Annotated in this window: 21 protein-coding genes and 2 pseudogenes; 15 read left to right on the forward strand and 8 right to left on the reverse strand. The window is 62.4% G+C overall.

All coding sequences use genetic code 11. The annotated features are described in order from the left end of the window. Positions 1-29 precede the first annotated feature (29 nt). Together IPN92_19710 and IPN92_19715 are read right to left on the reverse strand one after the other, a co-directional pair. Positions 30-779, reverse strand: coding sequence for a hypothetical protein (locus IPN92_19710; protein MBK8640398.1), 750 nt, complete (start codon positions 777-779; stop codon positions 30-32). Beyond that, the gene (locus tag IPN92_19715) at positions 713-4,855 is read right to left on the reverse strand and encodes a fibronectin type III domain-containing protein (GenBank protein MBK8640399.1); all 4,143 of its coding nucleotides are present in this window, start codon (positions 4,853-4,855) and stop codon (positions 713-715) included. Before IPN92_19715 ends, IPN92_19710 begins: the two co-directional genes overlap by 67 nt. A gap of 175 nt (positions 4,856-5,030) precedes the next feature. Between IPN92_19715 and IPN92_19720 the strand changes: the two are divergent. The 14 genes and pseudogenes from IPN92_19720 (at position 5,031) to IPN92_19785 (ending at position 18,640) form a co-directional block, all read left to right on the forward strand. After that, positions 5,031-6,279 (forward strand): annotated as a pseudogene (locus IPN92_19720) (transposase). A gap of 265 nt (positions 6,280-6,544) precedes the next feature. Then, positions 6,545-7,612 (forward strand): pilus assembly protein PilM, encoded by a 1,068-nt coding sequence (locus IPN92_19725; GenBank protein ID MBK8640400.1) that lies wholly within the window; start codon positions 6,545-6,547, stop codon positions 7,610-7,612. Then, positions 7,613-8,191 carry a PilN domain-containing protein gene (locus IPN92_19730; GenBank protein ID MBK8640401.1) on the forward strand — a complete coding sequence of 193 codons (579 nt, stop codon included), beginning with the start codon at positions 7,613-7,615 and terminating at the stop codon, positions 8,189-8,191. Between the two features lie 25 nt (positions 8,192-8,216). Beyond that, positions 8,217-8,885 (forward strand): type 4a pilus biogenesis protein PilO, encoded by a 669-nt coding sequence (locus IPN92_19735; protein MBK8640402.1) that lies wholly within the window; start codon positions 8,217-8,219, stop codon positions 8,883-8,885. A 14-nt stretch (positions 8,886-8,899) separates the two neighbouring features. Next, positions 8,900-9,442: a pilus assembly protein PilP gene (locus IPN92_19740; protein ID MBK8640403.1), complete on the forward strand. Its 543-nt coding sequence runs from the start codon at positions 8,900-8,902 to the stop codon at positions 9,440-9,442. A 117-nt stretch (positions 9,443-9,559) separates the two neighbouring features. Beyond that, the gene (locus IPN92_19745; protein ID MBK8640404.1) at positions 9,560-11,665 is read left to right on the forward strand and encodes a type IV pilus secretin PilQ; all 2,106 of its coding nucleotides are present in this window, start codon (positions 9,560-9,562) and stop codon (positions 11,663-11,665) included. A 63-nt stretch (positions 11,666-11,728) separates the two neighbouring features. Next, positions 11,729-12,253, forward strand: coding sequence for a shikimate kinase AroK (gene aroK, locus IPN92_19750; GenBank protein ID MBK8640405.1), 525 nt, complete (start codon positions 11,729-11,731; stop codon positions 12,251-12,253). Further along, on the forward strand, positions 12,250-13,326 hold the full coding sequence (gene aroB / locus IPN92_19755) for a 3-dehydroquinate synthase (GenBank protein MBK8640406.1): 1,077 nt from the start codon (positions 12,250-12,252) through the stop codon (positions 13,324-13,326). Before aroK ends, aroB begins: the two co-directional genes overlap by 4 nt. Before the next feature lie 21 nt (positions 13,327-13,347). Next, positions 13,348-13,713: a 4a-hydroxytetrahydrobiopterin dehydratase gene (locus tag IPN92_19760; GenBank protein MBK8640407.1), complete on the forward strand. Its 366-nt coding sequence runs from the start codon at positions 13,348-13,350 to the stop codon at positions 13,711-13,713. 306 nt (positions 13,714-14,019) lie between these two features. Next, a pseudogene (locus tag IPN92_19765) lies at positions 14,020-14,954 on the forward strand (Rpn family recombination-promoting nuclease/putative transposase). Between the two features lie 175 nt (positions 14,955-15,129). Beyond that, positions 15,130-15,354: a hypothetical protein gene (locus IPN92_19770; protein ID MBK8640408.1), complete on the forward strand. Its 225-nt coding sequence runs from the start codon at positions 15,130-15,132 to the stop codon at positions 15,352-15,354. 24 nt (positions 15,355-15,378) lie between these two features. After that, positions 15,379-15,549 carry a hypothetical protein gene (locus IPN92_19775; GenBank protein MBK8640409.1) on the forward strand — a complete coding sequence of 57 codons (171 nt, stop codon included), beginning with the start codon at positions 15,379-15,381 and terminating at the stop codon, positions 15,547-15,549. Positions 15,550-15,556: 7 nt separating this feature from the next. Then, positions 15,557-15,805 carry a DUF2442 domain-containing protein gene (locus IPN92_19780; GenBank protein ID MBK8640410.1) on the forward strand — a complete coding sequence of 83 codons (249 nt, stop codon included), beginning with the start codon at positions 15,557-15,559 and terminating at the stop codon, positions 15,803-15,805. 651 nt (positions 15,806-16,456) lie between these two features. Further along, entirely contained in the window at positions 16,457-18,640 is a 2,184-nt protein-coding gene (locus IPN92_19785) for a hypothetical protein (GenBank protein ID MBK8640411.1), read from the forward strand. Between the two features lie 53 nt (positions 18,641-18,693). On the opposite strand, the gene IPN92_19790 is transcribed toward IPN92_19785, so the two are convergent. The 6 genes from IPN92_19790 to pilV all read right to left on the reverse strand — a co-directional run bounded on the left by IPN92_19790 (position 18,694) and on the right by pilV (position 25,186). Further along, on the reverse strand, positions 18,694-19,317 hold the full coding sequence (locus IPN92_19790) for a GspH/FimT family pseudopilin (protein ID MBK8640412.1): 624 nt from the start codon (positions 19,315-19,317) through the stop codon (positions 18,694-18,696). Positions 19,318-19,389: 72 nt separating this feature from the next. Then, on the reverse strand, positions 19,390-19,803 hold the full coding sequence (locus tag IPN92_19795) for a type IV pilin protein (protein MBK8640413.1): 414 nt from the start codon (positions 19,801-19,803) through the stop codon (positions 19,390-19,392). Between the two features lies 1 nt (position 19,804). Then, the gene (locus IPN92_19800) at positions 19,805-23,179 is read right to left on the reverse strand and encodes a hypothetical protein (protein ID MBK8640414.1); all 3,375 of its coding nucleotides are present in this window, start codon (positions 23,177-23,179) and stop codon (positions 19,805-19,807) included. 11 nt (positions 23,180-23,190) lie between these two features. Continuing rightward, on the reverse strand, positions 23,191-23,739 hold the full coding sequence (locus IPN92_19805; GenBank protein MBK8640415.1) for a PilX protein: 549 nt from the start codon (positions 23,737-23,739) through the stop codon (positions 23,191-23,193). Next, positions 23,739-24,710, reverse strand: a complete 972-nt coding sequence (locus IPN92_19810; protein ID MBK8640416.1) for a prepilin-type N-terminal cleavage/methylation domain-containing protein — start codon at positions 24,708-24,710, stop codon at positions 23,739-23,741. The genes IPN92_19805 and IPN92_19810 overlap by 1 nt, the downstream gene beginning before the upstream one ends. Then, positions 24,707-25,186, reverse strand: coding sequence for a type IV pilus modification protein PilV (pilV, locus tag IPN92_19815; protein ID MBK8640417.1), 480 nt, complete (start codon positions 25,184-25,186; stop codon positions 24,707-24,709). Before pilV ends, IPN92_19810 begins: the two co-directional genes overlap by 4 nt. A 686-nt stretch (positions 25,187-25,872) precedes the next feature. Here pilV and IPN92_19820 point away from each other — a divergent pair. Beyond that, positions 25,873-26,700 carry an ABC transporter permease gene (locus IPN92_19820; GenBank protein MBK8640418.1) on the forward strand — a complete coding sequence of 276 codons (828 nt, stop codon included), beginning with the start codon at positions 25,873-25,875 and terminating at the stop codon, positions 26,698-26,700. Positions 26,701-26,869 lie beyond the last annotated feature (169 nt).

Consider the following 26,869-nt stretch of genomic DNA (forward strand, 5'->3'; position numbering starts at 1 on the left):
CACGGCATAACCCGTGCCGGCGACCAAGGTCAGGATAATACTTTCGTCGATCTCCACCCGGCTGTCCTGGAGCGGGGTAACCGTCTTAGTGACCTTGGCCACGTTGGCCGGGAAGCTGACGCTGGTGCCCAGCGCCGTATAGTCGCGGCCGCGGTGGCGGTGCCGCTGACGCCATAGTTAACCGTCAGGGCGGCGGCAATGCTCCCCGCGCGGGTGAAGGTGTAGCGCCCGGTGGTCAGGTCGGCCTCGGTGGCGCTGGCATCGCTGGCGCTGACGCTGACGGTTTGGGTCACCGGCTCATCGCTGGTGATCGTCACCGTGGCACTGGTCGGGTTACCCACAGTGTAGTTCGGGCTGGGGTTCAGCGTCAGGACGACGGTCTCGGGTAACTCCTGCAGCGTATCCTGCTTGGGCGTCAGGACCTTGGTAATCCGCGTCTTGCCGGCGGGGATGACGACGCTGGTGCCGGGGGCGAGGTAATCTTTACCGCTGGTGGCGGTGCCGGTCACGGTATAGCCGAGGGTGAGGGCGGCGGCGGTGTCGCCGGTGCGGGTAATGGTGTAGCGCCCGGTGGTGAGCCCGGCCTCGGTGGCGGTTTTGTCGCTGGCGGCCACGGTGATGACCACCGGGACAAAGCTGGCGCTGACCGCGCAGGGGGCGGTGATGGGACCGGTGGTGTAGGTGGCGCCGGCCAGACTGCCCTCGCAGCCACTTACCGTGCCAATGCTGTAGCCGGTGTCGGGCGTGACGGTGAAGCTGGTGGTGGCGCCATGGGCCACCGTCCGGCTGGCCGGGCTGATGGTGCCGTTGGCCCCGGCGCTGGCGGTGACGGTGTAGCTGATCGGGGTAAAGGTGGCGTTGACCGCGCAGGTGGCGGTGATGGGATCGGTGGTGTAGGTGGTGCCGGACAGACTGCCGCCGCAACCCGTGACGCTGGCGATGTAACCCGTATTGGGGGTAACGGTGAAGGTGGTGGTAGCGCCGTGGGCCACCGTCCGGCTGGCCGGGCTGATGGTGCCGTTGGCCCCGGCGCTGGCGGTGACGGTGTAGCTGATCGGGGTAAAGGTGGCGTTGACCGCGCAGGTGGCGGTGATGGGATCGGTGGTGTAGGTGGTGCCGGACAGACTGCCGCCGCAACCCGTGACGCTGGCGATGTAACCCGTATTGGGGGTAACGGTGAAGGTGGTGGTAGCGCCGTGGGCCACCGTCCGGCTGGCCGGGCTGATGGTGCCGTTGGCCCCGGCGCTGGCGGTGACGGTGTAGCTGATCGGGGTAAAGGTGGCGTTGACCGCGCAGGTGGCGGTGATGGGATCGGTGGTGTAGGTGGTGCCGGACAGACTGCCGCCGCAACCCGTGACGCTGGCGATGTAACCCGTATTGGGGGTAACGGTGAAGGTGGTGGTAGCGCCGTGGGCCACCGTCCGGCTGGCCGGGCTGATGGTGCCGTTGGCCCCGGCGCTGGCGGTGACGGTGTAGCTGATCGGGGTAAAGGTGGCGTTGACCGCGCAGGTGGCGGTGATGGGATCGGTGGTGTAGGTGGTGCCGGACAGACTGCCGCCGCAACCCGTGACGCTGGCGATGTAACCCGTATTGGGGGTAACGGTGAAGGTGGTGGTAGCGCCGTGGGCCACCGTCCGGCTGGCCGGGCTGATGGTGCCGTTGGCCCCGGCGCTGGCGGTGACGGTGTAGCTGATCGGGGTAAAGGTGGCGTTGACCGCGCAGGTGGCGGTGATGGGATCGGTGGTGTAGGTGGTGCCGGACAGACTGCCGCCGCAACCCGTGACGCTGGCGATGTAACCCGTATTGGGGTAACGGTGAAGGTGGTGGTAGCGCCGTGGGCCACCGTCCGGCTGGCCGGGCTGATGGTGCCGTTGGCCCCGGCGCTGGCGGTGACGGTGTAGCTGATCCGGGTAAAGGTGGCGTTGACCGCGCAGGTGGCGGTGATGGGATCGGTGGTGTAGGTGGTGCCGGACAGACTGCCGCCGCAACCCGTGACGCTGGCGATGTAACCCGTATTGGGGGTAACGGTGAAGGTGGTGGTAGCGCCGTGGGCCACCGTCTGGCTGGCCGGGCTGATGGTGCCGTTGGCCCCGGCGCTGGCGGTGACGGGGTAGCTGATCGGGGTAAAGGTGGCGTTGACCGCGCAGGTGGCGGTGATGGGATCGGTGGTGTAGGTGGTGCCGGACAGACTGCCGCCGCAACCCGTGACGCTGGCGATGTAACCCGTATTGGGGGTAACGGTGAAGGTGGTGGTAGCGCCGTGGGCCACCGTCCGGCTGGCCGGGCTGATGGTGCCGTTGGCCCCGGCGCTGGCGGTGACGGTGTAGCTGATCGGGGTAAAGGTGGCGTTGACCGCGCAGTCGCCGGTGATGGCACCGGTGGTGTAGGTGGCGCCGGACAGGCTGCCCTCGCAGCCACTTACTGTGCCAATGCTGTAGCCGGTGTCGGGCGTGACGGTGAAGGTGGTGGTAGCGCCGTGGGCCACCGTCTGGCTGGCCGGGCTGATGGTGCCGTTGGCCCCGGCGCTGGCGGTGACGGTGTAGCTGATCGGGGTAAAGGTGGCGTTGACCGCGCAGGTGGCGGTGATGGGACCGGTGGTGTAGGTGGTGTCGACCAGGCTGCCGCCGCAACCCGTGACGCTGGCGATGTAGCCCGTATTGGGGGTGACGGTGAAGGTGGTGGTGGCGCCGTGGGCCACCGTCTGGCTGGCCGGGCTGATGCTGCCATTGGCCTCCGCCGTGGCGGTGACGAGAATTAGGGTGGTGGCCGTCGCCTCGTTGGAATAGTCGGAATAGCCCACCGTGTTGGCGGCGCGGACCCGATAGACATAGGTGACCGGGGACGCGAGACCGGTGTCGGCGTAGGTGGTGACGTTTGGGCCCAGGGTGGCGATCTCGGCCCAGGTGCCATTGGTGCCGGTCTTGCGCTCGAGGCGATAGGCGGTTTCGCCGGCGCTGTTATCGGTCCAGGTCAGGTCGATGCGGGTGTCGGAGACGGCGTTCGCACCCAGGCCGCTGGGCGCGTTGAGCGGCAGGGTCGCAGTCACTTCCGGGGTGTAAGCGGAGGCGCCCGCCGTGTTGTAGGCCCGCACCCGGTAACCATAAGTCACGTCATCGCTCAGACCGGCATCGGCGTATTCGGTCGTATTGGCTCCCGTGGTCGTCATCGGGGTCCAGGCCCCCGTGCCGCTGCGCCGTTCGACCTCGAAGCCCAGTTCGTTGTCGCTGGCATCCGTCCAAGTTAAGTTAATGCCGGTCGGTGGAACGGCTTGGGCCCCGAGGTCGGTGGGTGCGGCCGGCGGGTCTATGGCAATGGCAGTCACCAGGGTGGGCGTGGCACGATCCGTGGTCGTCCCATCGCCCAGTTGCCCGTATTCGTTATAGCCCCAGGCCCAGAGGCTGCCGTCGGTCTTGAGGGCCAGGGTGTGAAGACCCCCGGCGGCCAGGTTGACGACCCCGGCCAGGACCTGGGTGGGCGCAGTGCGATCTGTAGTCGTCCCGTCGCCCAGTTGCCCGAAATAGTTATAGCCCCAGGCCCAGAGGCTGCCGTCGATCTTGAGGAGGGCCAGGGTGTGATATTGCCCGGCGGCCAGGTTGGTAACCCCGGTGAGGACCAGGGTGGGCGTGGCATGATTCGTGGTCGTCCCGTCGCCCAGTTGTCCGGAGCCGTTATAGCCCCAGGTCAAGAGGCTGCCTTCGGTCTTGAGGGCGAGGCTGTGATATTGCCCGGCGGCCAGGTTGGTGACCCCGGTGAGGACCTGGGTGGGCGTGGCACGATCCGTGGTCGTCCCGTCCCCCAGTTGCCCATAATAGTTCGCGCCCCAGGCCCAGAGGCTGCCGTTGATCTTGAGGGCCAGGGTGTGCTCATACCCGGCGGCCATGGCGGCAACTCCGGTGAGGACCTGGGTAGGCGTGGTTCGATTCGTGGTCGTCCCGTCGCCCAGTTGTCCGGATGAGTTATCGCCCCAGGCCCAAAGGCTGGCGTTGGTCTTGAAGGCGAGAGTGTGAGAACCCCCAGCGGCCAGGTTGGCGACCTCAGTGAGGACCTGGATGGGCGTGGCACGATCCGTGGTCGTCCCGTCGCCCAGTTGTCCGGAGCCGTTATAGCCCCAGGCCCAGAGGCTGCCGTCGGTCTTGAGGGCCAGGGTGTGATAATACCCGGCGGTGATGGCGGCAACGTCGGTGAGGACCTGGGTGGGCGTGGCACGATCCGTGGTCGTCCCGTCACCCAGTTGCCCGAAAGCGTTAGAGCCCCAGGCCCAGAGGCTGCCGTCGGACCCGAGATACAAGCTGTGGGAATACCCAGCAGCGATCCGAGCATCCCCAGAACTGGCCTGCACCTCAGCTACCAGGGCGGAGGCCATGAGTCCTGCCAGTGCGGCCTCGCCCACCTCCAGGGTGAGGCTAGGCGCGCCGTCCGCCACCCCTGCAGCCGTGCCGAACCGGACGTGGCGGTTGACCCCCGGTTGCTCCTCCAGGCGCTGGTAGCTGCCATCGGGGAGGCTATCGAGCAAATCCGCCCCGGCCGCCGCCTGGTCTTGCTTCCACTGGGTGCCTTGGGCCGCGTCCAGGCGGTCGGGTTCGACAGCGGGCAGGCGCAGGTCCACCCAGACCCGGGCCTGGCCGGCGGTAGCAACCTGCTCCCGCAAGGCCTCCGCGGTGGTAGCGAAGTCTGCGGTATCCCGCCAGGCCGGTGGCAGTGGCAAGTCGTAGAAGGGATCGAAATCGGCGGGATAGGGTTCCGCGGCACTGACCGGCCGGGGGTTCTGGCCGGTACCGGCCAGCACCAGCAGGAAGGCCGCCAGAAAACCAAGGGTTTTTGAACCCCGCAACGGCCAACCGTAATGACTGGACATGGGCAATGGCTCCTGGCGGTCGCGAATCATGGTCGGGGGTTGGCGCCGGCAGGGCTGCCTGGCAACGGCTTGAGATTAGACCCCTGGCCGGCGGATGGCAAGGACGTCAATACGACATTTTGTGCGCTAGGAGTCTGTCCGACTTATCGGGCCTCAACCCGGGTACAATTAGGGTCTGGGTTCGCGCGGACAGTACCTGCCCGAAGACCATCTGGCGCGGTTCGTGGTCGAGATCGTTGATCAGCTCGACCTAAGTCACCTGGTTGGCGCCTACGCCGGCACCGGCTCGCGGCCCTACCATCCGGCGATGCGGGTGGCGTTGTTGTTTTACGGCTACGCCACCGGCGTGTTCTCCCGCCGCAAGCTGGCACAGGCGACGTACGACTCGATCGCGTTTCGCTACCTCTGCGCCAACACCCACCCCGACCACCGCTCATCGCTCAGGCGATGGGGTTGGTCAAACTCGGCACGGTCAGTCTGGACGGCACCAAGATGAAAGGCCAACGCCAGTAAGCACCAGGCGTTGAGCTGGGAGCATGCCAACCGCCTGGAGGAACAGCCAGGGCGAGGTCACTGAGCTGATGCGCCTCGCCGAGCAGGCCGACAACCCACCGCTGCCGGAGCAGCTCGATATCCCGCTGGAGCTGAAGCGGCGCGCGCAACGCCTGGCCGTCATCGTCACGGCTAAGGAAGAAATCGAGGCCCGTGCGCAAGCGCGCTTCGCGGCCGAGCAAGCCGAGTACGAGCGCAAGCTCGCCGCGCGCCAAGCGCGGGCCGAGCGCACCGGCAAGCCGCCGGGCGGCAAGCCGCCCAAGGCGCCCGAGCCGGGCCCCGGGCCCAAGGTTCAGGTCAGCCTCACCGATGTCGAGTCGCGCATCATGCCTACCGCCGGCGGCGGCTTCGAGCAGGCCTACCACGCCCAGGCCGGCGTCGATACCGAGACGCATCTGATCGTCGCGCCGCACGTCACCGATCACCCCAACGACCAGCAGGAGGTCGCCCCGGCCCTGGAGCGTCTCACGGCCCTGCCCGAGGTCCTCGGCACGGTCGAAGCCCTGCTCGCCGACACCGGCTATCACAGCGAAGCGAACCTCAATCACTGCGCGACCGCCGGCATCGACCCCTATATCCCCCAAGGGCGCCAGCGGCACAACCCGCCCCTGGCCGAGCGGCTCGCCGACGACCCGCCCGCCCCCGAGAGTCAGATGACACCGGCCGAGGCCAATGCCCATCGGCTGCGCACCCGCGCCGGCAAGGCCCGCCACGCTCAGCGCAAGGCCACGGTCGAGACCGTCTTCGGCATCATCAAGCAGGTGCAGGGCTTCCGCCAATTCCTGCTGCGCGGCCTCGCGGCGGTGCAGGGCGAGTGGGCGTTGGTGTGTCTGGGATGGAACCTGAAGCGCCTTTTTGCGCTTAAAGGATAGGAAAAGCGGCAAGATAACTCATTGTTATGGAAAAAAGGCCCATTTTCGTGCTTGTGAGCCCCATCAAGCCTGTCATTTTTACCACAACCGGCCGCAGGCGCTGGATGCGAACCTTAAGTCGGACAGGCTCCTAGCGCGCCGGAGCCAAAATGAGAATTGCTGGGCGCCGAGAACCCTACTTGCAGGATTTAGGATATATTGTTCACCATTGGCTACTTAATCCCTACTCAACCTCCCCAACGCCTGAAATATACGTCTTCCATCCATGTTCAGCCTTGGCTTTGGCCGCAAGAAGGCGCCGCTCCTGGGATTGGATATCGGCTCGACCGCCGTCAAGCTGATCGAACTCTCCCAAGCCGGGGCCGGTTCCGCCCACACCTACCAGGTGGAAAGCTGCGCGCTCGAACCCTTACCGCCCGGCGCCATCGCCGAGAGAAAGATCGCCGACCCCCAGTTGGTGGGCGAGGCCATCCGCAAGGCGGTCGCCCGCTCCGGGAGCCGCGCCAAGGCCGCCGCCGTCGCCATGCCCGGTGCCGCCGCCATCACCAAGGTCATCACCTTGCCCGCCGGTCTCGTCGACGAGGAGATGGAAAATCAAATCACGATGGACGCGGACCAATATATCCCTTACCCCCTGGAAGAAGTCGATATCGATTTTACCGTGCTGGGCCCCGCGGTTACCCCGGGTGAAGTGGATGTGCTGCTCGCCGCGGCCCGGCACGAAATCGCCATCAACCTGATCATTGCCCTGGAAATCGCGGGTCTCAAGGCGAGCATTATCGATGTGGAGCCCTACGCCCTCGAGAACGCCTGTATTCTGGCCCTCGGTGCCCAAGGCCAGGGCCAGACCATCGCTATCGCCGACATCGGCGCGGACGCCATGCGCATTCAGGTGATGCGCCAGGGCCGCACCCTCTTTACCCGCGAGCAAGGCTTTGCCGCCGCCCAGTTGTTCGAGGAAGTTCAGCACCGCTATGACCTGACCCCCGAGGAGGCCCGGCGCCGCGTCATCGAGAAGGATCTGCCCGCGTCCTTTGCCAGCGAGGTGCGTGACCCCTTTTCGGCCGCCCTGGCCCAACAAATCGGCCGGGCCCTGCAGTTCTTTTATTCCTCCACCGCCTCCAGGTCGGCGGATCAGATTCTCCTCGCCGGGGGCGTGGCCGGACTCCCTGGTCTCGATCGGGTGATCGGGGAGAGCCTGGGGATCACGGCCTACATCGCCAACCCCTTTATCCATATGACGCTGGGGCCCAAGGTTGGGATCCAGTTGATCCACCGCCAGGGTCCCGCTCTGGCCGTCGCCGTTGGCCTGGCCTTGCGCGGGTTCGACTAGATGGTGCGCCTCAACCTCCTGCCTTGGCGCGAGGCCAGGCGGCAACACCAAAAACGTCTCTTTGTCATCCATGGCATGATCGCCATGCTGGTCACCCTGGGTGCCACCATGGCCAGTTATTTTGTCATCGACGGCCTGATCCTGGCCCAGGAGTCCCGCAATGCCTTCCTGACTGCCGAGATCACCAAGCTTGACAGTAAGATAAAAGAGATCAAGGAGATCGAAAAGAAAAAGGCGGACCTGCTCGCGCGAAGGGATATCATCCAGGAGTTGCAGTACATCCGGCCGGAGGTGGTGCATCTCTTCGACGAGATCGTCACCGCCATCCCTGACGGCGTCTTCCTTACCGGGATCAAGCAGAGTGGTCGCAATGTGGTACTGGAGGGTCGCGCCCAATCCTACGGTCGTATCTCGGATCTGATGCGCAACATCAAGGCATCGGCCTGGATCACCAACCCCACCCTCACCATCATCAAGGATCAGGATAAATCGGATAGGGGTCTGAGCCAATTCGAGTTGCAGTTCCAGCAGCAACGGCCGCCGGCGCCGAAACCGGAGGAGGACAAGGCCCCGGCCTGAAGGCTGGCACGGACCTTGGCCCATCATGGATCTCAACCAACTCAAGGAGCTGGATCTCGGCAACATCGGCGATTGGCCGGTGGTAGCCAAGGCTGTCCTCGTCGTCTTTCTGTGTGGTGTCGTGGCGGGAGGTTGGTACTGGTTCATCACTTTGGATCAATTAGATAACCTGACCCGGGTCGAGGCACGGGAAACCGAACTCAGGGCGAGTTTCGAGACCAAGCAACGCTTAGCGGCCAATCTGGAGATCCATCAGGAACAGTTGGTCCAAATCGAAGAGTTTTTGACTGACCTGCTCAGGCAACTACCCGGCAGCGCCGAGATCGCGGCCCTCTTGGTGGATGTCTCCCAGACCGGGCTGGCGGCGGGGCTGGAATTCGACCTGTTCCGACCAGCCGGGGAGGTTTCCAAGAGTTTCTACGCCGAACTGCCCATTCAGGTGGAGGTGACCGGCACCTATCACGACCTGGGCCGATTCGTCAGTGGCCTCGCGGCCTTGCCGCGGATCGTCACCGTCCAGGATGTCGTCATCTCCTCCCTGGAAAAGGATGTCCGCGGTGCCACGACGGCCAGCAAGCTGCGCATGCACGCCACGGTCAAGACCTACCGCTACATCGAGGACGAGGAGACCAAAAAGGGTCAGGGGACCAAGAAGGGCGGCAAGGCGGGGCCGCCGGGAAAAGCTAAGCCATGAGCCCCGGGGCACGGATGGCCTTGCACTCCGTCCTGAGCGTCGCGGCGCTGGGGCTGGCCAGTTGCGGTAATCCCGATCTGACCGATCTGGAAGACTACGCCAACCAGATCCTGCTGCGACGGCCACCGCCGATCGCCCCCCTGCCGGATTACGTCTTGGTCGAAGGCTTTCCTTACGATCCGGGTCAGCGCCGCGACCCCTTCCTCATGGATAAGGAGACGGCCGCCATTAGCACCCCGGAGCCCCCGGACTCCGGTGGCATGGCCCCGGACCCCAATCGGCCTCGGGAGAATTTGGAGCGATTTGCCCTCGATAGCTTGCTCATGCAGGGCATCTTGCAGCAGGATGGCGGCATCTGGGGCCTGGTCTTGGCCCGGGAGGACAAGACGCTCCATCGCGTAGCGGTCGGCAGTTATCTGGGCCAGAATCATGGCCGGGTCATCCGGATCACGGAGCAGAGGATCGACCTCATTGAACTGATCCAGGATGGCGCGGGGCGCTGGATGGAGCGCGAGGCATCCCTGGCCCTGACTCAGGACGGGAAGCGGGTAAAATAGGCGGCCCCAGGGCACGGAACATAGATGCAGTTGCTGTCACTCATGAGGAGCCGGCGATCAGGGCCCACCCCGGCCAGGGGTGTGGTTGCGCGCCTGACTGGGCACTGGCTCCTGATCATGAGCCTGGCCTGGCCGGCCAGCGGCCTGGCGGCCGCCCTCAAGGACGTGGAATTCGCCTCCCTGCCCGGCAACCAGGTCCGCATCGAGTTGGTGCTCACCGAGGCCGTCGCCGCCCCCCGGGACTTCTCCACCGAGTCGCCGGCGCGCATCGTCCTCGATCTCCCCGGGGTCACCAGTGAATTGCCACGCAAAAACGTGGCGATCGACGTGGGGCCGGTCCAGAGCCTGATGGCCCTGGATGCCGAGGGCCGCACCCGGGTCGTCGTCAATCTCGCCACTTCCGTGCCCTATCGGGTCGAAAGCCGGGGTGATCGGATCAGCATCGCCATCAACGAATCCGTCACCGCGTCCCTGGCCGTCCCCTCAGCCTCCGTCCAGCCCAGCTCGCGGCCCAGCGCGGTCGCGGGCCGCGAACTGCGGGGTATCGACTTCCAGCGGGGCCCGGCCGGGGAGGGCCGGGTCCTGGTGAAACTGCCCAGGCCGGATAGCCGCGCCACCGTCGCGGAGCAGGGGGGCAAGGTGGTCGTCGAGGTCCTGGATACCTCCTTGCCGGCGCGTCTGCGCCGCCGGCTGGACGTGGTGGATTTCGGCACCCCCGTCGTCGCCGTTGAGTCCCGCCCCCAGGGGCGCGACGTCGCCATCACCATCCAGCCCACCAAGGATTACGAATATCTGGCCTATCAGGTTAACGAACTCTTTACGATTGAATTCCGCACCCTCACCCAGGAGCAGCAGGATCGGAAAAAGCGGGACCAGATCACCTTCAGTGGCGATCGGTTAACCCTCAATTTCCAGGACATCGAGGTCCGCGCCGTGCTGCAGCTCTTGGCGGACTTTACCGGGCTCAACCTGGTCGCCAGCGATTCCGTCAAGGGCAATGTCACTCTGCGCCTCAAGAACGTGCCCTGGGATCAGGCCTTGGATATCATCCTCCAGTCCAAGGGCTTGACCATGCGCCAGAAGGGTAATGTCATCATGATTGGCCCCACCGAGGAGGTCATGGCCCGCGAGGAGCAGGAGTTGGCGGCGACGCAAAAGATCGAAGATTTGGTCCCCCTGCGGACCGAGCATATCCAGATCAATTACGCCAAGGCCACCGAGATCGCCAAGTTATTGGAGACCCAGCAGGTAACCAAGGGCACGGTTGGCTTCCAGCAGGGCGAGGTCCAGGGGGAAAGGGACGAGTCCCAGGTGCGGGGACTCCTCTCCAGCCGAGGCAGCGTCACCGCCGATGAGCGCACCAACACCCTCCTGGTCCAGGACACGGCGGATAAACTTGAACAGATTCGCCTGCTCGTCGCCCGCCTGGATGTGCCCATGCGCCAGGTCATGATCGAATCACGCGTCGTCATCGCCTCCGATAATTTCGCCCGGGAACTGGGTGTGCGTTTCGGCGCCAATCGTCTCCAGGTCAACGAGAACAAGGGGGATTTCAATGAAATTTATGGTGGCCGCCCGGGTACCCTGGTGGGTGACGATTATTGGGGGACCACCGTCGATGACACGGTGCCCCTGATGGTCGATTTACCCGCCGCCAATCCTACCAGCGCGATCAACTTCCTCATCGGCAAGATTGGCAGCTATCTGCTACAGCTCGAACTTTCCGCCATGCAACAGGAAGGGCGGGGGGAGATCATCTCGAATCCCCGGGTCATTACCTCCGATAAGCAGAAGGCCGAGATCGAGGTGGGCCAGCAGGTCCCCGTCGTCACCCCGGGCACCCAAAACGACCCGCCCACCGTCAAGTATCAGGATGCCACCCTCAAGCTGACCGTGACCCCCCACATCACCCCCGACAATCGCATCCTCATGGCCTTGAGGGTGACCAAGAACGAGGCCGACGAGGCCTTGAAAGTCGAAGGTAATCCCTACATCAATAAAAGGGCCGTCGAAACCAATGTCCTCGTCGATAATGGCGAGACAGTCGTTCTGGGCGGCGTCTTCGAGCGTTCCCGGTTCACGAGCAAAGAGCAGGTACCCTGGCTTGGCAACCTGCCGATCGTTGGTAATCTGTTTAAGAATGATTCTCGCAAGGAAACCAACAATGAATTGCTCATCTTCGTTACCCCCAGAATTCTCCAGCCGGAGTTAAAATCGCGTTGAAACCGGGCTGTCATTCATCCCTAACTCCCCACGCGCCGTCCTAATCCGATAAAGCATGCGTCCATGAAGCGGTTAAACAACATCTTTCTCATCGGCCCCATGGGGGCCGGCAAATCCACCATCGGCCGCCAGCTCGCCGAGGCCCTCTCATTCCGATTCGAGGACAGCGATCACGAGATCCAGCGCCGAACCGGGGTGGACATCTCTACTATCTTTGAATACGAGGGCGAGGAGGGCTTTCGCAACCGCGAGCAGCAGGCCATCGCCGACCTGACCAACCAGGAAGGCATCGTCCTGGCCACCGGCGGCGGCGCTATCCTACGGGAGGTCAGCCGCCAGAATCTGGCGGCCCGGGGCGTGGTGATCTATCTTCACTGTAGCCCCGAGCAGCAATTTTCCCGCACCAATCGCGACCGCAATCGGCCCCTGCTCCAGACGGAAGACCCGCTCGAACGGCTGCGTCAACTCATGGACGAGCGCGAACCCCTCTACCGTCAGGTCGCCGACCTGGTCGTCTCCACCGAAAAGCGCGGCACCGCCTCCGTCGTCAAGGAGATCCGCCGCCGCCTCGAGACGGAATTGTCATGACCCGCAGCCTCCAGGTCGCCCTCGGCGACCGCTCCTATCCCATCCACATTGGCCAGCGATTGTTGGCCGATCCGCGCTGGTATCAGCGCCATATCCGTGGCCGCCAGGTGATGATCGTCACCAACGAGACGGTCGCCCCCCTCTATCTGGCCCAGGTCACCCTGGCCCTGGCGGGCTATCAGGTGGCGCAAGTCATCCTCCCGGATGGCGAGCAATACAAAACCCTGGAGGTCTGGAACCGCATCTTCGACGGCCTGCTGGCTAACCGCTTCGGCCGGGATTGCACCCTCGTCGCCCTGGGCGGGGGCGTGGTGGGCGACATGGCCGGCTTTGCCGCCGCCTGCTACCAGCGCGGCGTCGCCTTCATCCAGGTCCCCACCACCCTGCTGGCCCAGGTCGATTCCTCCGTTGGCGGCAAGACCGGTGTCAATCACCCCCTCGGCAAGAACATGATCGGGGCCTTCCACCAACCCCGCGCCGTCATCATCGACACCGACACCCTCAACACCCTGCCGGAACGGGAAATCGCCGCCGGGCTGGCCGAGGTCATCAAATACGGCCTCATCCGCGATCCCGAATTCTTTGTCTGGCTGGAGACCCGGATGCCCGCCCTCCTGGCCCGTGACGGCGAGGCCCTGGCCGAGGCCATCAAGCGTTCCTGCCAGAACAAGGCCGAGGTGGTGGCGGACGACGAACGGGAGGCCGGCCAGCGCGCCCTCCTCAACCTCGGCCACACCTTCGGCCACGCCATCGAGACCGGCATGGGCTACGGCACCTGGCTCCATGGCGAGGCCGTCGGCGCCGGCATGTGCCTGGCCGCCGATCTCTCCCATCGCCTCGGCTGGCTTGCCGCCGCCGATCTGGCCCGCGCCCGCGCCCTCATCGCCGCCGCCGGCCTGCCCGTCGCCCCGCCCCCGGAATTGACGCCCCAGGTCTTCCGCGACCTCATGGCCGTCGATAAAAAGGTCCAGGACGGTCGCCTGCGCCTGGTCCTTCTCCAAGGCATCGGCACCAGCCTGGTCACCGGCGATTTTGACCTGGCCAAGCTGGACGAGACCTTGAATCAGGTTTGACAGCGAAAGGAGTGAACGACCATGACCGACGAGAAGACCTACACCCCGGCCGAGATCGGCCAGCATCTGGCGACGGCCTTGCCCCATTGGGACTATGTCGAGGGTTGTCTGCGCCGTCAGTACCGCACCAGCGGTTGGAAGGGTGCCCTCATGGTGGTCAACACCATTGGCCATCTGGCCGAGGCCGCCTGGCATCACCCGGACCTGCGGGTCTCTTATGACCGGGTCATCGTGGACCTGAACACCCACTCGGCTAACGGCATTACCGACAAGGACTTTGAACTGGCCCGCAAGATCGAGGACACGGTGCAGTGGCGACCAGCGGCGGGCAGTGCCCTCGAAGGTACCCCGGACGACCCGTGCTTCCGATATCTCTACTATGACTGAGCAAGGCGCTCGTCATAGTCCGGCCACGTCGGATCACCGCTGTTGCCGAAGAGGTTGCGCTCAGGTTTTGGCCCAGATGCGCACCCGCAATTCTTCGCCCACCAGGGCAAACTCCGGTTCCCGAACATGAGGACAGTACCCCTCATCATCTTGGCCAAGTGAGCAAGCAACTATACTCTCCGCCTTCGCGCATCGCCGCAAGCGGCTGAGTGCCGCCTGATCCAGGCGTCCCTGCGCGTCATACCACTCGTCCAACGAGCGACCTATCCGGGCCCCGTAACGCCCGGCACCCTGAATCCTGCTAGGATGGCCGCCATGCTTCTCCTCGACCCCAAAAACGACTACGTCTTCAAAAAGCTCTTCGCCACGGCGCCGGCCCTGCTGGCGGCCCTGATCAACGCCGTGCGCGGCACCGAACCGTCGGTCACGGTGGTCGCCGTCCTCAACCCCGCATCGAACCCGAGGAGCTCACCGGCAAATACATCGTCCTCGATCTCCTCGCCCAGGATGACCAGGGCCGCCGCTACAACATCGAGATGCAAGTCCGTCGCTACCGCGCCTGGAGCGCCCGCAGCGCCTACTACCTGGCCCGTACCCTCGCCCAGCAACTGGACAGCGGCCACGACTATCACCAGCTCAAGCCCGCCATCGGCATCCACCTGCTCGACTTCGACCTCTTCACCGCCCCCGCCCACCAGCAGCAGGCGACCTGGTGCTTCGAGCTGCGCGATCGCCACCAGCCCACCTTGAAACTGGGCGACGAACTACAATTAAACCTAATCGAACTGCCCAAGGCCGACCGCCTGGGCGCCGGCGAACCGGCCCTGGCGGCCTGGGTCACCTTTCTCGAACACTGGCAGGAGGAGCAGAGAATGCAACAAATTGACTATCCCCCGGTGCAACAAGCCCTAGAGCGTATCCGCGGCCTCAGCGCCGACGCCGAAACCCAGCGCCTGGCCTTCGTGCGCGAGCGCGCCCTGCGCGACCAGCGCAGCGAACTGCATGGCGCCCGGGAGGAAGGACGCGAGGAAGGGCGGGAGGAAGGGCGCGAGGAAGGGCGCGAGGAAGGCATCGCCCAAGGCGAAGCCGCTATCCTCGAACGCCTGCTGCGCCGCCGCTTTGGCCCCGTGAGCGAGGCCACCCGGACCCGCCTGCGCACCGCCACCCCCGCCCAACTCGAAACCTGGGCCGAACGCCTGCTCGATGCACCCGACAGTGACGCGGTCTTCCAGGTGCAATGAGGGGTCCTTAACCGGCTCGCCCCACCGGGAGCTGTCTCGGGACACTTGCAAGACCCCTGCCCCTGACGGTCAATGGCCTCACGCTTGCCCCTGCGACTGGCGCGTAGTCAGTTCCTGTACTATCCTGACGTACTAGCACGGGAGTAAGGACGTGGGCCACCCTGTTTCGGTTCGGTTGGACGAGGACCTGCAGTCAACGCTCGAAGACGCCGCCAAGGCGCGCGGCATCGGCTTGTGCACCTATCTGCGAGAACTTGCCGCCAACGAGGCCAAGCGCCTGCGGCGGGAGCGGATCCGCGATCAAAGCCGGGCGGTTGGCGCTTATGTCGCCGCCTCGCCCGAAGCCCAGCGCTTCTACGACCAGTGGGGCACGCCCACCGCCGAAGGCGATAGTCGATGAGCCTGGCCGCTGGCCCATCATGTCATGACCACATTGAAGCAGCGGGTCAGTCCAACAACGTCGCGCATCGACGGTACTGAGCTGGCCGAGATCCGGCGCCTGATCGGGATCGCCGTTGGCCTGGAGTATGTGATGGCAGATTGGAAATTGGCTATCGACGGTCAGCAATTATTCAGAATCGATCCGCTCAGGTGAAGCACGCATGAACAAGGTCATTGTGGTTGAGCCGCGAGATAACTATGTACTTTTCGTCAAGCTATCCAACGGGAAAGAAGGCGAATTCGATGTGTCCGGGTATTTGAATAAAGGGATATTTAAAGAATTACAGAATGTTAGCTACTTCAAACAGGTACGACCAGCTTTTGGCGGTGTCATCTGGCCTCATGAACAAGACTTCAGCGCCGACACTATCAAAATTGAAATGAGGGGCCTCGAAGAACACTATGCATAATCCGCTAAACTTGCCCAGGACGCGAGCCACCCGCCAACCCCACCGGGCGGAGCGCAGCAGCCCGACAAGCCCCCCTCGACTTCACCGCCACCGCTGACCTGGCCGCCTGGCTGGGCAGGCATTGAGGCCGAAGGCGAGCCCCTCGGCAGCATCTGCCGCAACGGCGCCGGCCAATCCACCCTGCCCGAGGTCCCGAGTTGCGTCTATCAGGACGCGCCCAGGTATTGGCCCAGAGGCGCACCCGCCCATCTTCGCCCACCCGGGCAAACTCCGGTTCCCGACCGGACAGTCGCCGTGTCAGGCGGATGATCAGACGAGGGATGCCGGTGCCGATAGCGCTCATGTGCCCCTTCAGCGCCCTCGCCCTGGTGCCTATGATCGATACCGCCTTCCGGCGATAGGCCTTTCCGCAAAAGGCCCATGAGATCATGGCCTGCGGTACTCTGCTGTTGACCGCCCGGGTTGGCGCCCTGGCGCGGACGCTGGCCGGGCTACCCCCTGCGTGCTTGATACGGCCCAATATGCCGGGTGATTCAAGCTTGGAAACCATGGTCATAGGTAGTAAGGTTTAGCGCTGCGGACCTCTTGATCGTATAACAGGGCGGACTCAAAATTTAAGCGAAATACTTAAACTTAACATGGATAGCATTTATGACTAAGAATGACCCTCTCTATGACTTGATTTTTTTCGGCAATGATCGGCAAGGCCCGGAACGTGAAATAGCCTTTCATCAGCTTGCCCGGGCAATGAAGGTGCCACCTGCTCAAATCGGGGAGGTGCTGAAGGAACGGAATTGCGTCATCATTCGCAACCTGACCGCCGAAAAAGGCCATGAGGCAGTAACCCAGTTACTGGGCATTGGCATTCGCTGTAATCTTCGCCCTGCCTCCAAACCCCTTGTCAGGCTTGAACTCATGCCGTTGGAAACCCCCAAGGCAAACGAGCCCGTGAGGACCTGTCCGGCGTGCGGACATCTTCATCCTGGGGAGGGTGACACCCCCGCACCAACCATCTGCGAGGTTTGCGGCACCGTGTTCGCCAAATATGAACGGGTGGAGAAAGATCGAAAGGAACGCGAACTGATTCGACAGACATTATTGGCGAAAAATCAGCGTCAGCTCGAGAATGCCGAGAAAGAACGGGAAGCGCGCGCGGCGTCAAAACGTCGTAAGACGCTTGAGGAAGAGATTCTTCGTGAGTTGGGTTTGCCGCGTTCGATCTCCACTCGATTCCGCCTGATTAATTCGGTGGTTGCCATCTATTTAGTCGGACTGGCCGTGGGTGTTGTTGCGGGTGTGACCGGCTACAAACTCCTCGGAGGAGGCGATCCCACGTTCAATCAACAAAATACCTTATCCATGGATGCATTGACCGCCAGCCAGGCTGCGGCTGGCCATTACGACCCGGGTGTCCAGGTCCAGATGCAGGTTTTAGCACTCTTCACCACCCAGACTGCCGCTGGCGGGAGGGGGATAACTAAAGTGACCGCTACCGATGCTGTGAAAATTACTCCTGGCCCACTCAGCCACTCAGGGTTGGCATTAAAGGAAGGCTCCGGCACCCTGGAAGATGGGGATGCGCCAACGGGTTCCGCTGATAAGTCGATGTTCATGGACAGGCGACTGAGTGAACTTAGAACCGATACCGAATGGAACCTCTTTCTCCTCGGTCGAATGGAGCTTTTGCGGCAGCAGGGTGAATCACAGTCCGCCCTGGCGCTGATCGACTCTCTGAATACCCCGGAAACCCGTTTCAGCCAGGGTGTCCTTATTGCTGAAAGCTTGTTGGGCGACGGACGATCCGTCGAGGCCGGGGAGATATACCAGCGCCTGACCGCTGATGCGAAGCGTCAACCAGACCAGGATGGCAAGCGGATCGCAGCGCTTAGTGACCTCGCCCGACATCTGCACGGCGCGGGCCGGACTATTGAGGCGGAGGTCCTATTACAGCAGGCTCAGTCCATCCTGGGCACCCTTCAAGACCCTGCGGACAAGGTCCTGGCGGAAAGTGAGATCGCCGCCCTGTTGAGTCACTTTGGCCGCCTTCAGCAGGGGCAGACTGCATTCAATAGGGCCACCTCGGGTTTGGCACAAATCCCGGACCTGAAGCGGCGCTTATCCACTATTGTCCTTTTGGCCCAGACCTATGCCAAGGCAGGCTATCGGGCATCGGCCTTAAGCCTATTGGAGACGGTATCGGACCGGATTGATACGGTTCAGGATCAACCAGGCCGGGTGGCGCTTCTGGAGAAGATCGCCCAAGCCTATCAGCAACTAGGGGATTTATGGGGAGCGGAGGGCGCGGCTGCCCGTATTGCAGACCCGGCCAGCCGCGATGAGGCGATCTATCGGCTATTTAAGGAGGAACTGGCCGCCGGCCGTCTGGCGAACGCCATGGAACTCACCGAGCGCTTGAAGCAGCCCGCTTTCCGAACGCTGGCGTTTGCTTTACTCGGTCTGCGCCAACAAAACCACCGCGACTACCAAGCCTTGGCCCAGCACTCGGGTGAAAGGGCGCTACTGGCTCTGGAGTCGATAGCGCATCCAGGGGAGAAAGCCGCGATCAGCGCCGAACTAGGACGTTACTCAGCCCGTCAAGAACAACAGGCCACCGCGGATCAGCTTTTTGCCCAGGCCCTACAGTTCGCGGAGGAGGAAGCCTCGGTGGCTGAGCGCGATCGCATCCTCGCCATAATCGCCACCAATGAGGCTTTGGCCCTGCGCGATACCCCTGCGCGGGAGCAGGTTGCAAAAATCGCGGACGCCCAATTACGCGCGGACTTGACGGAGGAACTTGACCGAATCGAGTCCACCGCCAGGACGGCGGGTCTCTAGTGGCCCCCCGGATGAACCATCGGTTTGTGTCGTCGCCCTGACCTCATCCGGGATCAAGGGCTGCAACTCGTAAGGGTTGTATCTTCGCCACCCTCGATTCTGACACGGCCAGGCTGGCTGATAACGATGATGCGGGCCTTCCCCTTATCCGTTGCGAAGACGTTAATACGATCATCGCAAAATATCACCCGTCCGGAAACACGCACAACCCCCGAACTATCATAGAAAATACGATTCTGTACTGGCGAATTGCCCCGAATGGTGATCTCCCCTGATATGGCGTCTTGCGTCCGGACAAGACCACCATCGGTGAAAATGATCCAGCCCTGCTCCCAACCGCCGGTCGTGGTGCAAGTAGCCTGATCGCTGCTTTTGCATAGGGTGACGCGCCCCCGGCGCTTTACCGCCTCGCTGCGGGCCAGATTCAGATCGGCGACAAAGTTGTTCACCTGGGTCGTTAGGCGATTGGACTGGATAAACTCCCGAAAGCTCGGTATCGCCAGGGTCGCCAGGATGGCGGCTACCCCCAGGGTAATCAGGAGTTCGAGCAGGGTGAAACCGGTTGCCCAACCGGGGCGCGCCTGCCGGCCTTCCGGGCGGGCCGATCCTTGCCCGCCCCCAGGGGAATCGACGCCTGGGGTAGGCACCGCAACCTTGTCTAGCGTCCGCGATAGCATGGTTGAGATCTCGGTCAGTCGGGACCGCGCCGGTGCAGGGTGGAGGCGGCGTGGGGTTTCTGGTTCACACCTTCACCGCCAGCATTGGCCGACGGTGCCCTCGGTAACGCCGCGGGTGCCCAGTTGGTTGAGGGTGAGCGTTTTTCCGCATTTACTGTCACTGCTGGCCTGGCTACCCCTTGGTTCCGCCTCGAGGGTGAAGGAAGTGGCGGTTGGGTCTGGCAATGAAAATTGGTAATGGCCCGCGCCTTGATTCAGATTGCTTTCGCATTCGCCCGTTGGCAAGGTGGCCCCGACGTAGGTCAGGTTCAGGGTGTAGTAGCGCTCCATGAAGAGGGCGTATTCACCGAGACAGCCTTGAGCTAGTTTCCGGCGGGTATCGATCACGTGCTGGACATAAGAGGGATAGGCAATACTGGCCAGTATGCCGACGATGGCCACCACCACCATCAATTCGATGAGCGTCAGGCCGCGCAGCCGGTTCATGTCAGTTACTCATCAATTCATGCCATTCGATCCGCTCGGTCTCCCCTGGGGGGAAGGGGTTGCGGACGGGTAAGGTATGGACATTTCCCTCATGGGTCTGCACGATCATCTTGTCACCCACAAAGACCGGAATGCTGGGGATGCCACCAAGGTTGATACCGCTACCCGCGATACCATTGAGCCAATCCTCGCCGTCCATGTCTCCGTCACCGTTGTAATCAAAAAAGTCCTCCCCAAGTCGGGCGCCGGTGAAGGGATCGATCGCCATGATGAAGCCATTGCCCTCGGGATTACAGATGTCGCCCACCGGGATCAGGGTAAGGCCAATCAGGATGTTTCCGTAGATCTGATTGGGCAAGATCATGCGTTCACCCTGAGCATCGTCGCCAACGATCAGGTCCAGGTACCAGCCGCGTTGGTTGACCAGGTCAGCGGCCTCTCCCGCGCTGATGGTGCGGGCCTTTGCCGTGCCGACGGCGCCCTCCGCCAGGATGCTGCGCTGGACCAGGTTGCCACGCCCGCTAATCACCGTCCCGTCATCGATGAGGCCATACCAGGTTTGTACTTGGCGGCTGGCCGGATCGCCCACGCTCAAAAACCGGCCGGTACCGAAGAAGACCCAGGTCTTGCCGGTATCGGGGTCCTTGCTGACCCTCACGCCGGTGGTAATGGGCTGTCTGGTCCCACTCCCATCTCTTGCCTGAAACAGTTTGGCGACAGAGTTATTCACCAAGTCGAAGCGCCAGATATTCCCTTGCAAATCACCGGCATAGGCTCGCTCGAAACTGCCGTCATTGTTGGCGTCCCAGAGATAGGCTGCCGCCAACCCATTGGGATCATCCGCAGAGCCCGTGGCGGTACCGATGGTCGTCACGCCGGCGGTGGCAAGATTGACGGTTAAGAGCGCCGCCTGGTGGTTGGCGCTGTTGTAGCCGTTACCGACCGCCGCTGCCCAAGTACCATTGGGCAGCCTGCCAATCTGGGGTTTACCCAGATTCTGACCCAGGGTGGCTGGGCTGATCTCCCATAACATCTGGCTGGCGCCAACGCTGGCAGGATTGGTCACATCAATGGCATAGAGGGTCTTGCCACCCCTCCCCAGGCTCCCGACCAGGATGGTTTTCCAGGCGTTATTCACGTAAGCATCCGCCACGCCTAACTCACCATCGGCGAAGTAACGATGACTGTAATCCGGGTCGGCGAGCGTTGCCAGATCGGTATTGATCAAGGCCGCTGGCAGGTACGCGAACGCTTCGCTGCCATCCCCGGCGTTGAAGCCATGCAGCATGCCGTCATTGGCGCCAACGTAAATCATGCTGGCACGCCCTTGCTGAGCGAGGGCGAAATCATCATGGACGGAGGCGCCGGGAAAGGTGCGTCTCTTGAACAAGTTGGCAAAGGGCGCGCCGATATAGACAGGATTCGAATTGACGATGTCCCCGAGAGGGCTGTTGCGGGTCCGCAGGGTGCCATTGTTGGCGACCTCCAGGCTCTGGTCCCCACGCAGATAGTTGAGGACGGTTTCCGTGCCGAGGGCGGTCCTTTGGGCAGCGTTGAGATTGGCCCAGGTAAAATCCGTGGCCGTGCCATCGACCCGGGTAAAAATATGCCGATCTCCGAAGGTGGGTAGGTTTGCCGAGGCGAGCCAGGCGGCGGTATCACTGGCGTTGCCATCGCTGTCGAGTGTGTAGGCGGCTAATTCCCCCGCCCACACCACCGAGCGGAAGGTCGCCTTGAAAATGGATGCCCCCTCCACCAGGGTGGTGCTATCGATGGCGAGACCGGTGCCGGAGGAGAGGCGGGAGGCGATCGTGGCCAGGGACTGCTTGAGACCCTCGGTGAACTCCCGCGAGCTTTTCGCCGAGAAGAAGAGGCCATGACTGTTCACGGCGGCATGGAGCAGATCGTCGATTTTGGATGGGTTCGAGGAGGTATCAGCCGCGCTCGGACTCAAGGGGTTCGGCCAGTTGATGGCTGTGCCGGCAGTAATCGCCTCGAAAGCGTCCTCCTTGGCGATAGTACCGTCGACGCCGAGCCCGATGCCGATAGTGACCATGTGCTGCCAGAAGGCGGGGTCGGTTTCGGACACCGTGATATTGTTGGTCAGGCTGGGGCGCAGGTCCCGCTTCCAGTAATACATGGCCACGTCCGCTAGGGTATCCAAATAGTTATCCGAGAAGGTGCTGGTGGCGGTGTAGGTATAACTTTGGCTTTTCGGTCCCGTGATCTGACTGCCACTGGTGCCGTCATTGTTGGCTCGGGCCCCGCTGGTGGTGGCCCGATAAGCAGTCCCTCCCGTCCAATAACCATCCGTCATGAGGATGGTGAAGCAGGGCCGGCAGGAATATTCCAGGCTGGCTGCGTCCGCCGGGTCGAGCCGCCACGGTTCAGCGGATTCATAATAGAGCCCAACATTATTCAGTGCCCGCCTTAGCGGGGTATAAAAGTAGGTTGAGGTTGCTGGCGTGGTACTGAATAGCCAGGAATAGAAATTGGATCGCAGGCTCGAATAAGGACGCACCCCGGATATCAGGGTGGAATAGCTGCTACTGTATGGGTAATTGATGCTGCCATAACCTACGCGGTAGTGGTCGGGAATGCCGTCAAACGCCAGGCTGGTGCCAGCCCGGGCGGTATAGAGCCGGGTACGATAATACGAATACCAATTGGCGACGTTTGCATATTCATCGGTTGCGGCAATTACCTTTTCATAATCACTATTATTAGTGCTGCCTGGCGTCCGACCAGATATGAGTCGGTAATAACTGAATGCCTCTGCAAGTGTCAGGCGCTTATAACCATTTATCGGCGCATGGGAGGTTGCTGTATTGCATCCCGAGTAGGTGTAGTTGGGGTTTGAGCCACTCCGGGTGGTGCAAACCCATCCTGATGTCTGAGTTGATTTGGAGGACCAGGTTGCAGGAATCCAATTGGAAAGATCGGTAACAGCGTTGTCCCTAGTAGAGACATAGCCATTCCGCCAGGCGGCGGTAAAGCTACTGGTCCCAAGGGTGTTGCCGCTCGCATTGACGGGGACCGTGTAGGTGAAGCTGGGGTTGTAGTAAATTTTATTGAAGTCTGGCGACTGGCAGCGTGCCGTTACGCTACTCCTCAATTTCCCAGTGCTTAATAGGATGACGTTGTTGGCATCGCCACCCGTGCCATCACTGCAATCCGAGGTATCTGGCAAATCATCCCGATCCATCGATCCCGAATCGTCGAGAAGAAAAAAAATATTCGGTGCCAGCGGCTCGGCAACAATGAGCGGGCTGGTTGCGATCTCCACCGCGGCCAGGGCGGCACCGGCCATAAGCAGCAGGCTCGTAGCAAAGCCTGCCCCCAGGAGGTGTGATCTTTGAGCGTATAGCTTAGGCATGATGACGATCCTCAATCTGGCCGGCGTCTGACCATGACTTGTAGCGTCACGGCCGCCCGACCATCGACTGGCGCGCTGCGCGCCGTGATTCGAAAGAACAGGGGTGCCAGGTAACCCCAGCAGCGACTGCCATACTGATTGGCATCCGCGCCGCCAACACATTCGGCCTCTGCGCCCCAGAGGGGTCCTTCGCCCATCCGTTCGATGTAATACTGGGGGGGTGAATCATCGACAAGGGGACCCAGGGCAGTGGTGGCGGCATGCCAATCCGTGGCACAGTCCTCATTTGGCGGGGGAGGTAACGAACAGGCTTTGTCCGAGCAGTCGCAATCGAAGGCAGCCGCATTGGCTTGGATGGCATTCTCTGCTTCTCGTAACGCCGTTTCAGCGGCCTGGAAGGCCAGTTCCCGGTCGTAAAGATTGCCGCTCATGCGCTCCTGGAGTAGGGTGCCGCGCAAAGAGGCGACTGCCAGCAGGGTGACGATCACCAGCACGATCAGGGTGATTATCAGCGCCGCCCCGCCTTCATGACCAGGCTTATGGGAAGATGATTGGGCCATTAGAGAGGTATCCGATTGCGCAAGGCGATCACCTGGAGCAACCTCGGTGTTGGGGGGGTATCTTCACCCGCGCCGGGTTGGGGCGGTTCCATGTCCAAGGTGAGGCGGACGGCGACGACATCTCCCCACACGTTAGCCAATTGCTCATAGGCGGTGCCATCTCTGGACAGATATTCGATCTGAAGGTCCGCAACCCCATCAATAACGGGTCTGCCAGGATTGCGATAAAGCGATCGGCCAGCAGGCGTATTACAAGGTTTATCGGGTAAACCGTTACAACCCAGATACCACAGAACCTGGGAGGCTTCGCTAATCAGGCTATTTTGCGGATAGTCATCACAGTTCAGGGTTGCGGGGTCATAATTAACCGTGCTAGCGCTGCTATCCGTTTTTACAAAGAGGGTCGCGTCGTCAAAATCGCAAATAATCAAGTTTGAACCAGAGTCAAATCCATGGGCGGTCACGCCTGGAGGATAATTCAGGGTGAATGCCGGGCTGGTGCAACTTAACACGGAGAATACGGCACCAAGGGTACCGGTGACCCGCAAGGCATCGGTGCCCGCCACCCGGTCCGCATCCCCGGTGCCAAAAGCGACTTCATCGGGTATCTCGCTGTTTGGATCGCCCGAGTAGCCCTTGATACCGTCATCGTCCCCCCAAACCAAGTCGTCCCCCCAAACTAAGTCGCTGTCTCCAGTGTTGATCGTATAGGTGGAATCCCGCTTCCGACAGGGCGTACCATCCGCTTGGCGGATGTCTTGGGTGATGAGATCGGAGACGAAGCGGGCCTTCTCCTGATAGAGACTGAGATCTTCGGATCTGCCGTAGGTCTGCTTGTTTGCCAGGAAGACGCTCAGGACACCCACGATGATGAGTAGGCCCAGCACCATCGCAACCATCAACTCGATCAGCGTGAACCCGGGGTGCCCTCGGAGCGGAACCTGATCGAAATGAAGGGCCCGCCTGTTCATAATTGCACCTGGGTCGTCAGGGTTCGGGTCTCGCAATTGTCTTGATCGATCCCTCGGCAATCATCCCAGCGGATGTCGATCTTGAATAACCCGTCTTCGCAAGTGACTGCGTCACCGCAAGTGTCTTCATCGTCACAGCAAACGACGCCACCACAGACGCCAGCGCCCATGACGCCACGTACGCCATTATCTTCATCGCGAAGCGCCATGGCATCCAACCAGGCGCGCAGGTCATTGGTAGCCAGGGTGCCAGCCGCAGGATGTTCGCAGCCGGTTTCAGGTAGTGCCAAGGCGTAGTCGCCAGCCAGGGCCGCCTCTCGATTTGCGCGCAGGCTATCGATGATGGAATAGCTCAATATGACGGCCATGCTGCGGTCGGCGGCACTGGTATTGTTGCGCAAGGCGAGAACCTGCATGGCCGCCACACCCAAGAGCCCAACCGATAATACCGTGAGTGCCACCAGAACCTCGATCAAGCCGACGCCCTCCAGCCGGTTTCTTCGGGCGATCTGGTCCGGGGGGGCTGCGACAACTGGCGGTTTTCTATCCATTTAGCGATTGGGTCAGTGTCTTTGATGGCCAAAATGCCGGGTCAGCATAGGAAAGGACTGTGAGGTCTAAACCAGTAACCCCATATCCAAGTATAGACCTAGTCTTAGGACACGGATTCCTCATCAGATGTATTCGTGACGGATGTCGCAGCCGTCCTCGCCGACCAGGTAGTCATCGACGCCGAGGCGTGGTTAGTTAGCAGGATGGGCCATGGTAATCGGTACCCCCAGACCTTGATAAAGAGAAAACCCGAATCCGCTACCTCCACAGACGGTAATCCCGAGGGGCGATAGCGTTCACCAGGGCCTCGCCCCAGGCCATGCGGTCATAAAGGGCCATATCCTCCTGGCGAAAACCCAGCTCTCGCGCGGGATGGCGAAGATTGCGCTCGCATTCTGTTTGTCGCGGCCCGCCACGGGAAGGTGGGGAGATCCGTGGCAGGGTACCTTGTCTTACCCACGGCAGGCGATGCGCCGTGATGGACCTGGCCAGCGCCAGGGATGGGGCAGCGCTAGCAAGCTGCTCACCGCTTGAGGGTAGCGGGAGTCAAGCGCCTTGCCCCCCCGAATGGCCGCCCTCCCGCGCCGCCAACTCCGCTAAACTTGCCCCCATGAATCCCCACACCCTCATCATCGAGCCCGGCCTGGCCGAGCGCCACTACTGGCGCGACCTCTGGCGCTACCGCGAACTCTTCTACGTCCTCGCCTGGCGCGACCTGACCGTCCGCTACAAACAGACTCTCATCGGCCTGGCCTGGGCTCTGCTGCGGCCTTTCCTGACCCTGGTCGTCTTCACCCTCGTCTTCGGCACCCTCGCCCAGATGCCCAGCGCCGGCACCGCGCCCTACGCCCTCATGGTCTTCGCCGGCCTGCTGCCCTGGCAATTCTTCGCCACCGCCCTGACCGAGTCCTCCAACAGCCTGATCGGCAACGCCAACCTCATCAGCAAGGTTTATTTCCCCCGGCTCATCATCCCCGCCGCCACCCTCGTGGTCGCCTTGGTCGATTTTTTCATCAGCCTCGCCATCCTCGTCCTGGTGATGGTCTGGTACCAGTACCTGCCCGGCTGGCACATCCTCACCCTACCGGTCTTCATCCTCATGGCCATCCTCGCCAGCCTGGGACCGGGGCTCTGGATCACCGCCCTCAACGTCAAATACCGCGACTTCCGCTACGTCATCCCCTTCATCGTCACCCTGGGACTCTACATCTCCCCGGTCGGCTTCAGCTCCGCCGTCATCCCCGACCAGTGGCGGCTGCTCTACGCCCTCAACCCCATGGTCGGCGTCATTGATGGCTTCCGCTGGGCCATCCTCGGCGGCGAGGCCCGCCTCTACTGGCCCGGCTTCCTCCTGAGTTGGGGCCTCATCGCCGGCTTCCTCTGGCTCGGTATTCGTCAGTTCCGCCGCCTGGAAAAGAGCTTTGCCGATCTCATTTGACCACCCACCGCTTTAACCCTGGCCAGGACCCACGGCGAGGACGACGACAGCCCCGGGCAGGCGGTATTCCCCCACCCCGCCGTGCCCGCCGGCATGGCCCGCCATTCCCCGTAACTCTCCGCCTCCTCCACAGAGCACCCGGCCGGGAAGTTCACGATAAGCGCCGCCT

The organism is Chromatiaceae bacterium, assembly GCA_016714645.1.
Taxonomy (GTDB): Bacteria; Pseudomonadota; Gammaproteobacteria; order Chromatiales; family Chromatiaceae; genus M0108.

Bases quoted from the DNA above. Each gene is read 5' to 3' on its own strand.
- IPN92_19715 (MBK8640399.1), bottom strand. From the start codon at position 4,855: ATGTCCAGTCATTACGGTTGGCCGTTGCGGGGTTCAAAAACCCTTGGT.
- IPN92_19725 (MBK8640400.1), top strand. From the start codon at position 6,545: ATGTTCAGCCTTGGCTTTGGCCGCAAGAAGGCGCCGCTCCTGGGATTG.
- IPN92_19730 (MBK8640401.1), top strand. From the start codon at position 7,613: ATGGTGCGCCTCAACCTCCTGCCTTGGCGCGAGGCCAGGCGGCAACAC.
- IPN92_19735 (MBK8640402.1), top strand. From the start codon at position 8,217: ATGGATCTCAACCAACTCAAGGAGCTGGATCTCGGCAACATCGGCGAT.
- IPN92_19740 (MBK8640403.1), top strand. From the start codon at position 8,900: ATGGCCTTGCACTCCGTCCTGAGCGTCGCGGCGCTGGGGCTGGCCAGT.
- IPN92_19745 (MBK8640404.1), top strand. From the start codon at position 9,560: ATGAGCCTGGCCTGGCCGGCCAGCGGCCTGGCGGCCGCCCTCAAGGAC.
- aroK (MBK8640405.1), top strand. From the start codon at position 11,729: ATGAAGCGGTTAAACAACATCTTTCTCATCGGCCCCATGGGGGCCGGC.
- aroB (MBK8640406.1), top strand. From the start codon at position 12,250: ATGACCCGCAGCCTCCAGGTCGCCCTCGGCGACCGCTCCTATCCCATC.
- IPN92_19760 (MBK8640407.1), top strand. From the start codon at position 13,348: ATGACCGACGAGAAGACCTACACCCCGGCCGAGATCGGCCAGCATCTG.
- IPN92_19775 (MBK8640409.1), top strand. From the start codon at position 15,379: ATGACCACATTGAAGCAGCGGGTCAGTCCAACAACGTCGCGCATCGAC.
- IPN92_19780 (MBK8640410.1), top strand. From the start codon at position 15,557: ATGAACAAGGTCATTGTGGTTGAGCCGCGAGATAACTATGTACTTTTC.
- IPN92_19785 (MBK8640411.1), top strand. From the start codon at position 16,457: ATGACTAAGAATGACCCTCTCTATGACTTGATTTTTTTCGGCAATGAT.
- IPN92_19790 (MBK8640412.1), bottom strand. From the start codon at position 19,317: ATGCTATCGCGGACGCTAGACAAGGTTGCGGTGCCTACCCCAGGCGTC.
- IPN92_19795 (MBK8640413.1), bottom strand. From the start codon at position 19,803: ATGAACCGGCTGCGCGGCCTGACGCTCATCGAATTGATGGTGGTGGTG.
- IPN92_19800 (MBK8640414.1), bottom strand. From the start codon at position 23,179: ATGCCTAAGCTATACGCTCAAAGATCACACCTCCTGGGGGCAGGCTTT.
- IPN92_19805 (MBK8640415.1), bottom strand. From the start codon at position 23,739: ATGGCCCAATCATCTTCCCATAAGCCTGGTCATGAAGGCGGGGCGGCG.
- IPN92_19810 (MBK8640416.1), bottom strand. From the start codon at position 24,710: ATGAACAGGCGGGCCCTTCATTTCGATCAGGTTCCGCTCCGAGGGCAC.
- IPN92_19820 (MBK8640418.1), top strand. From the start codon at position 25,873: ATGAATCCCCACACCCTCATCATCGAGCCCGGCCTGGCCGAGCGCCAC.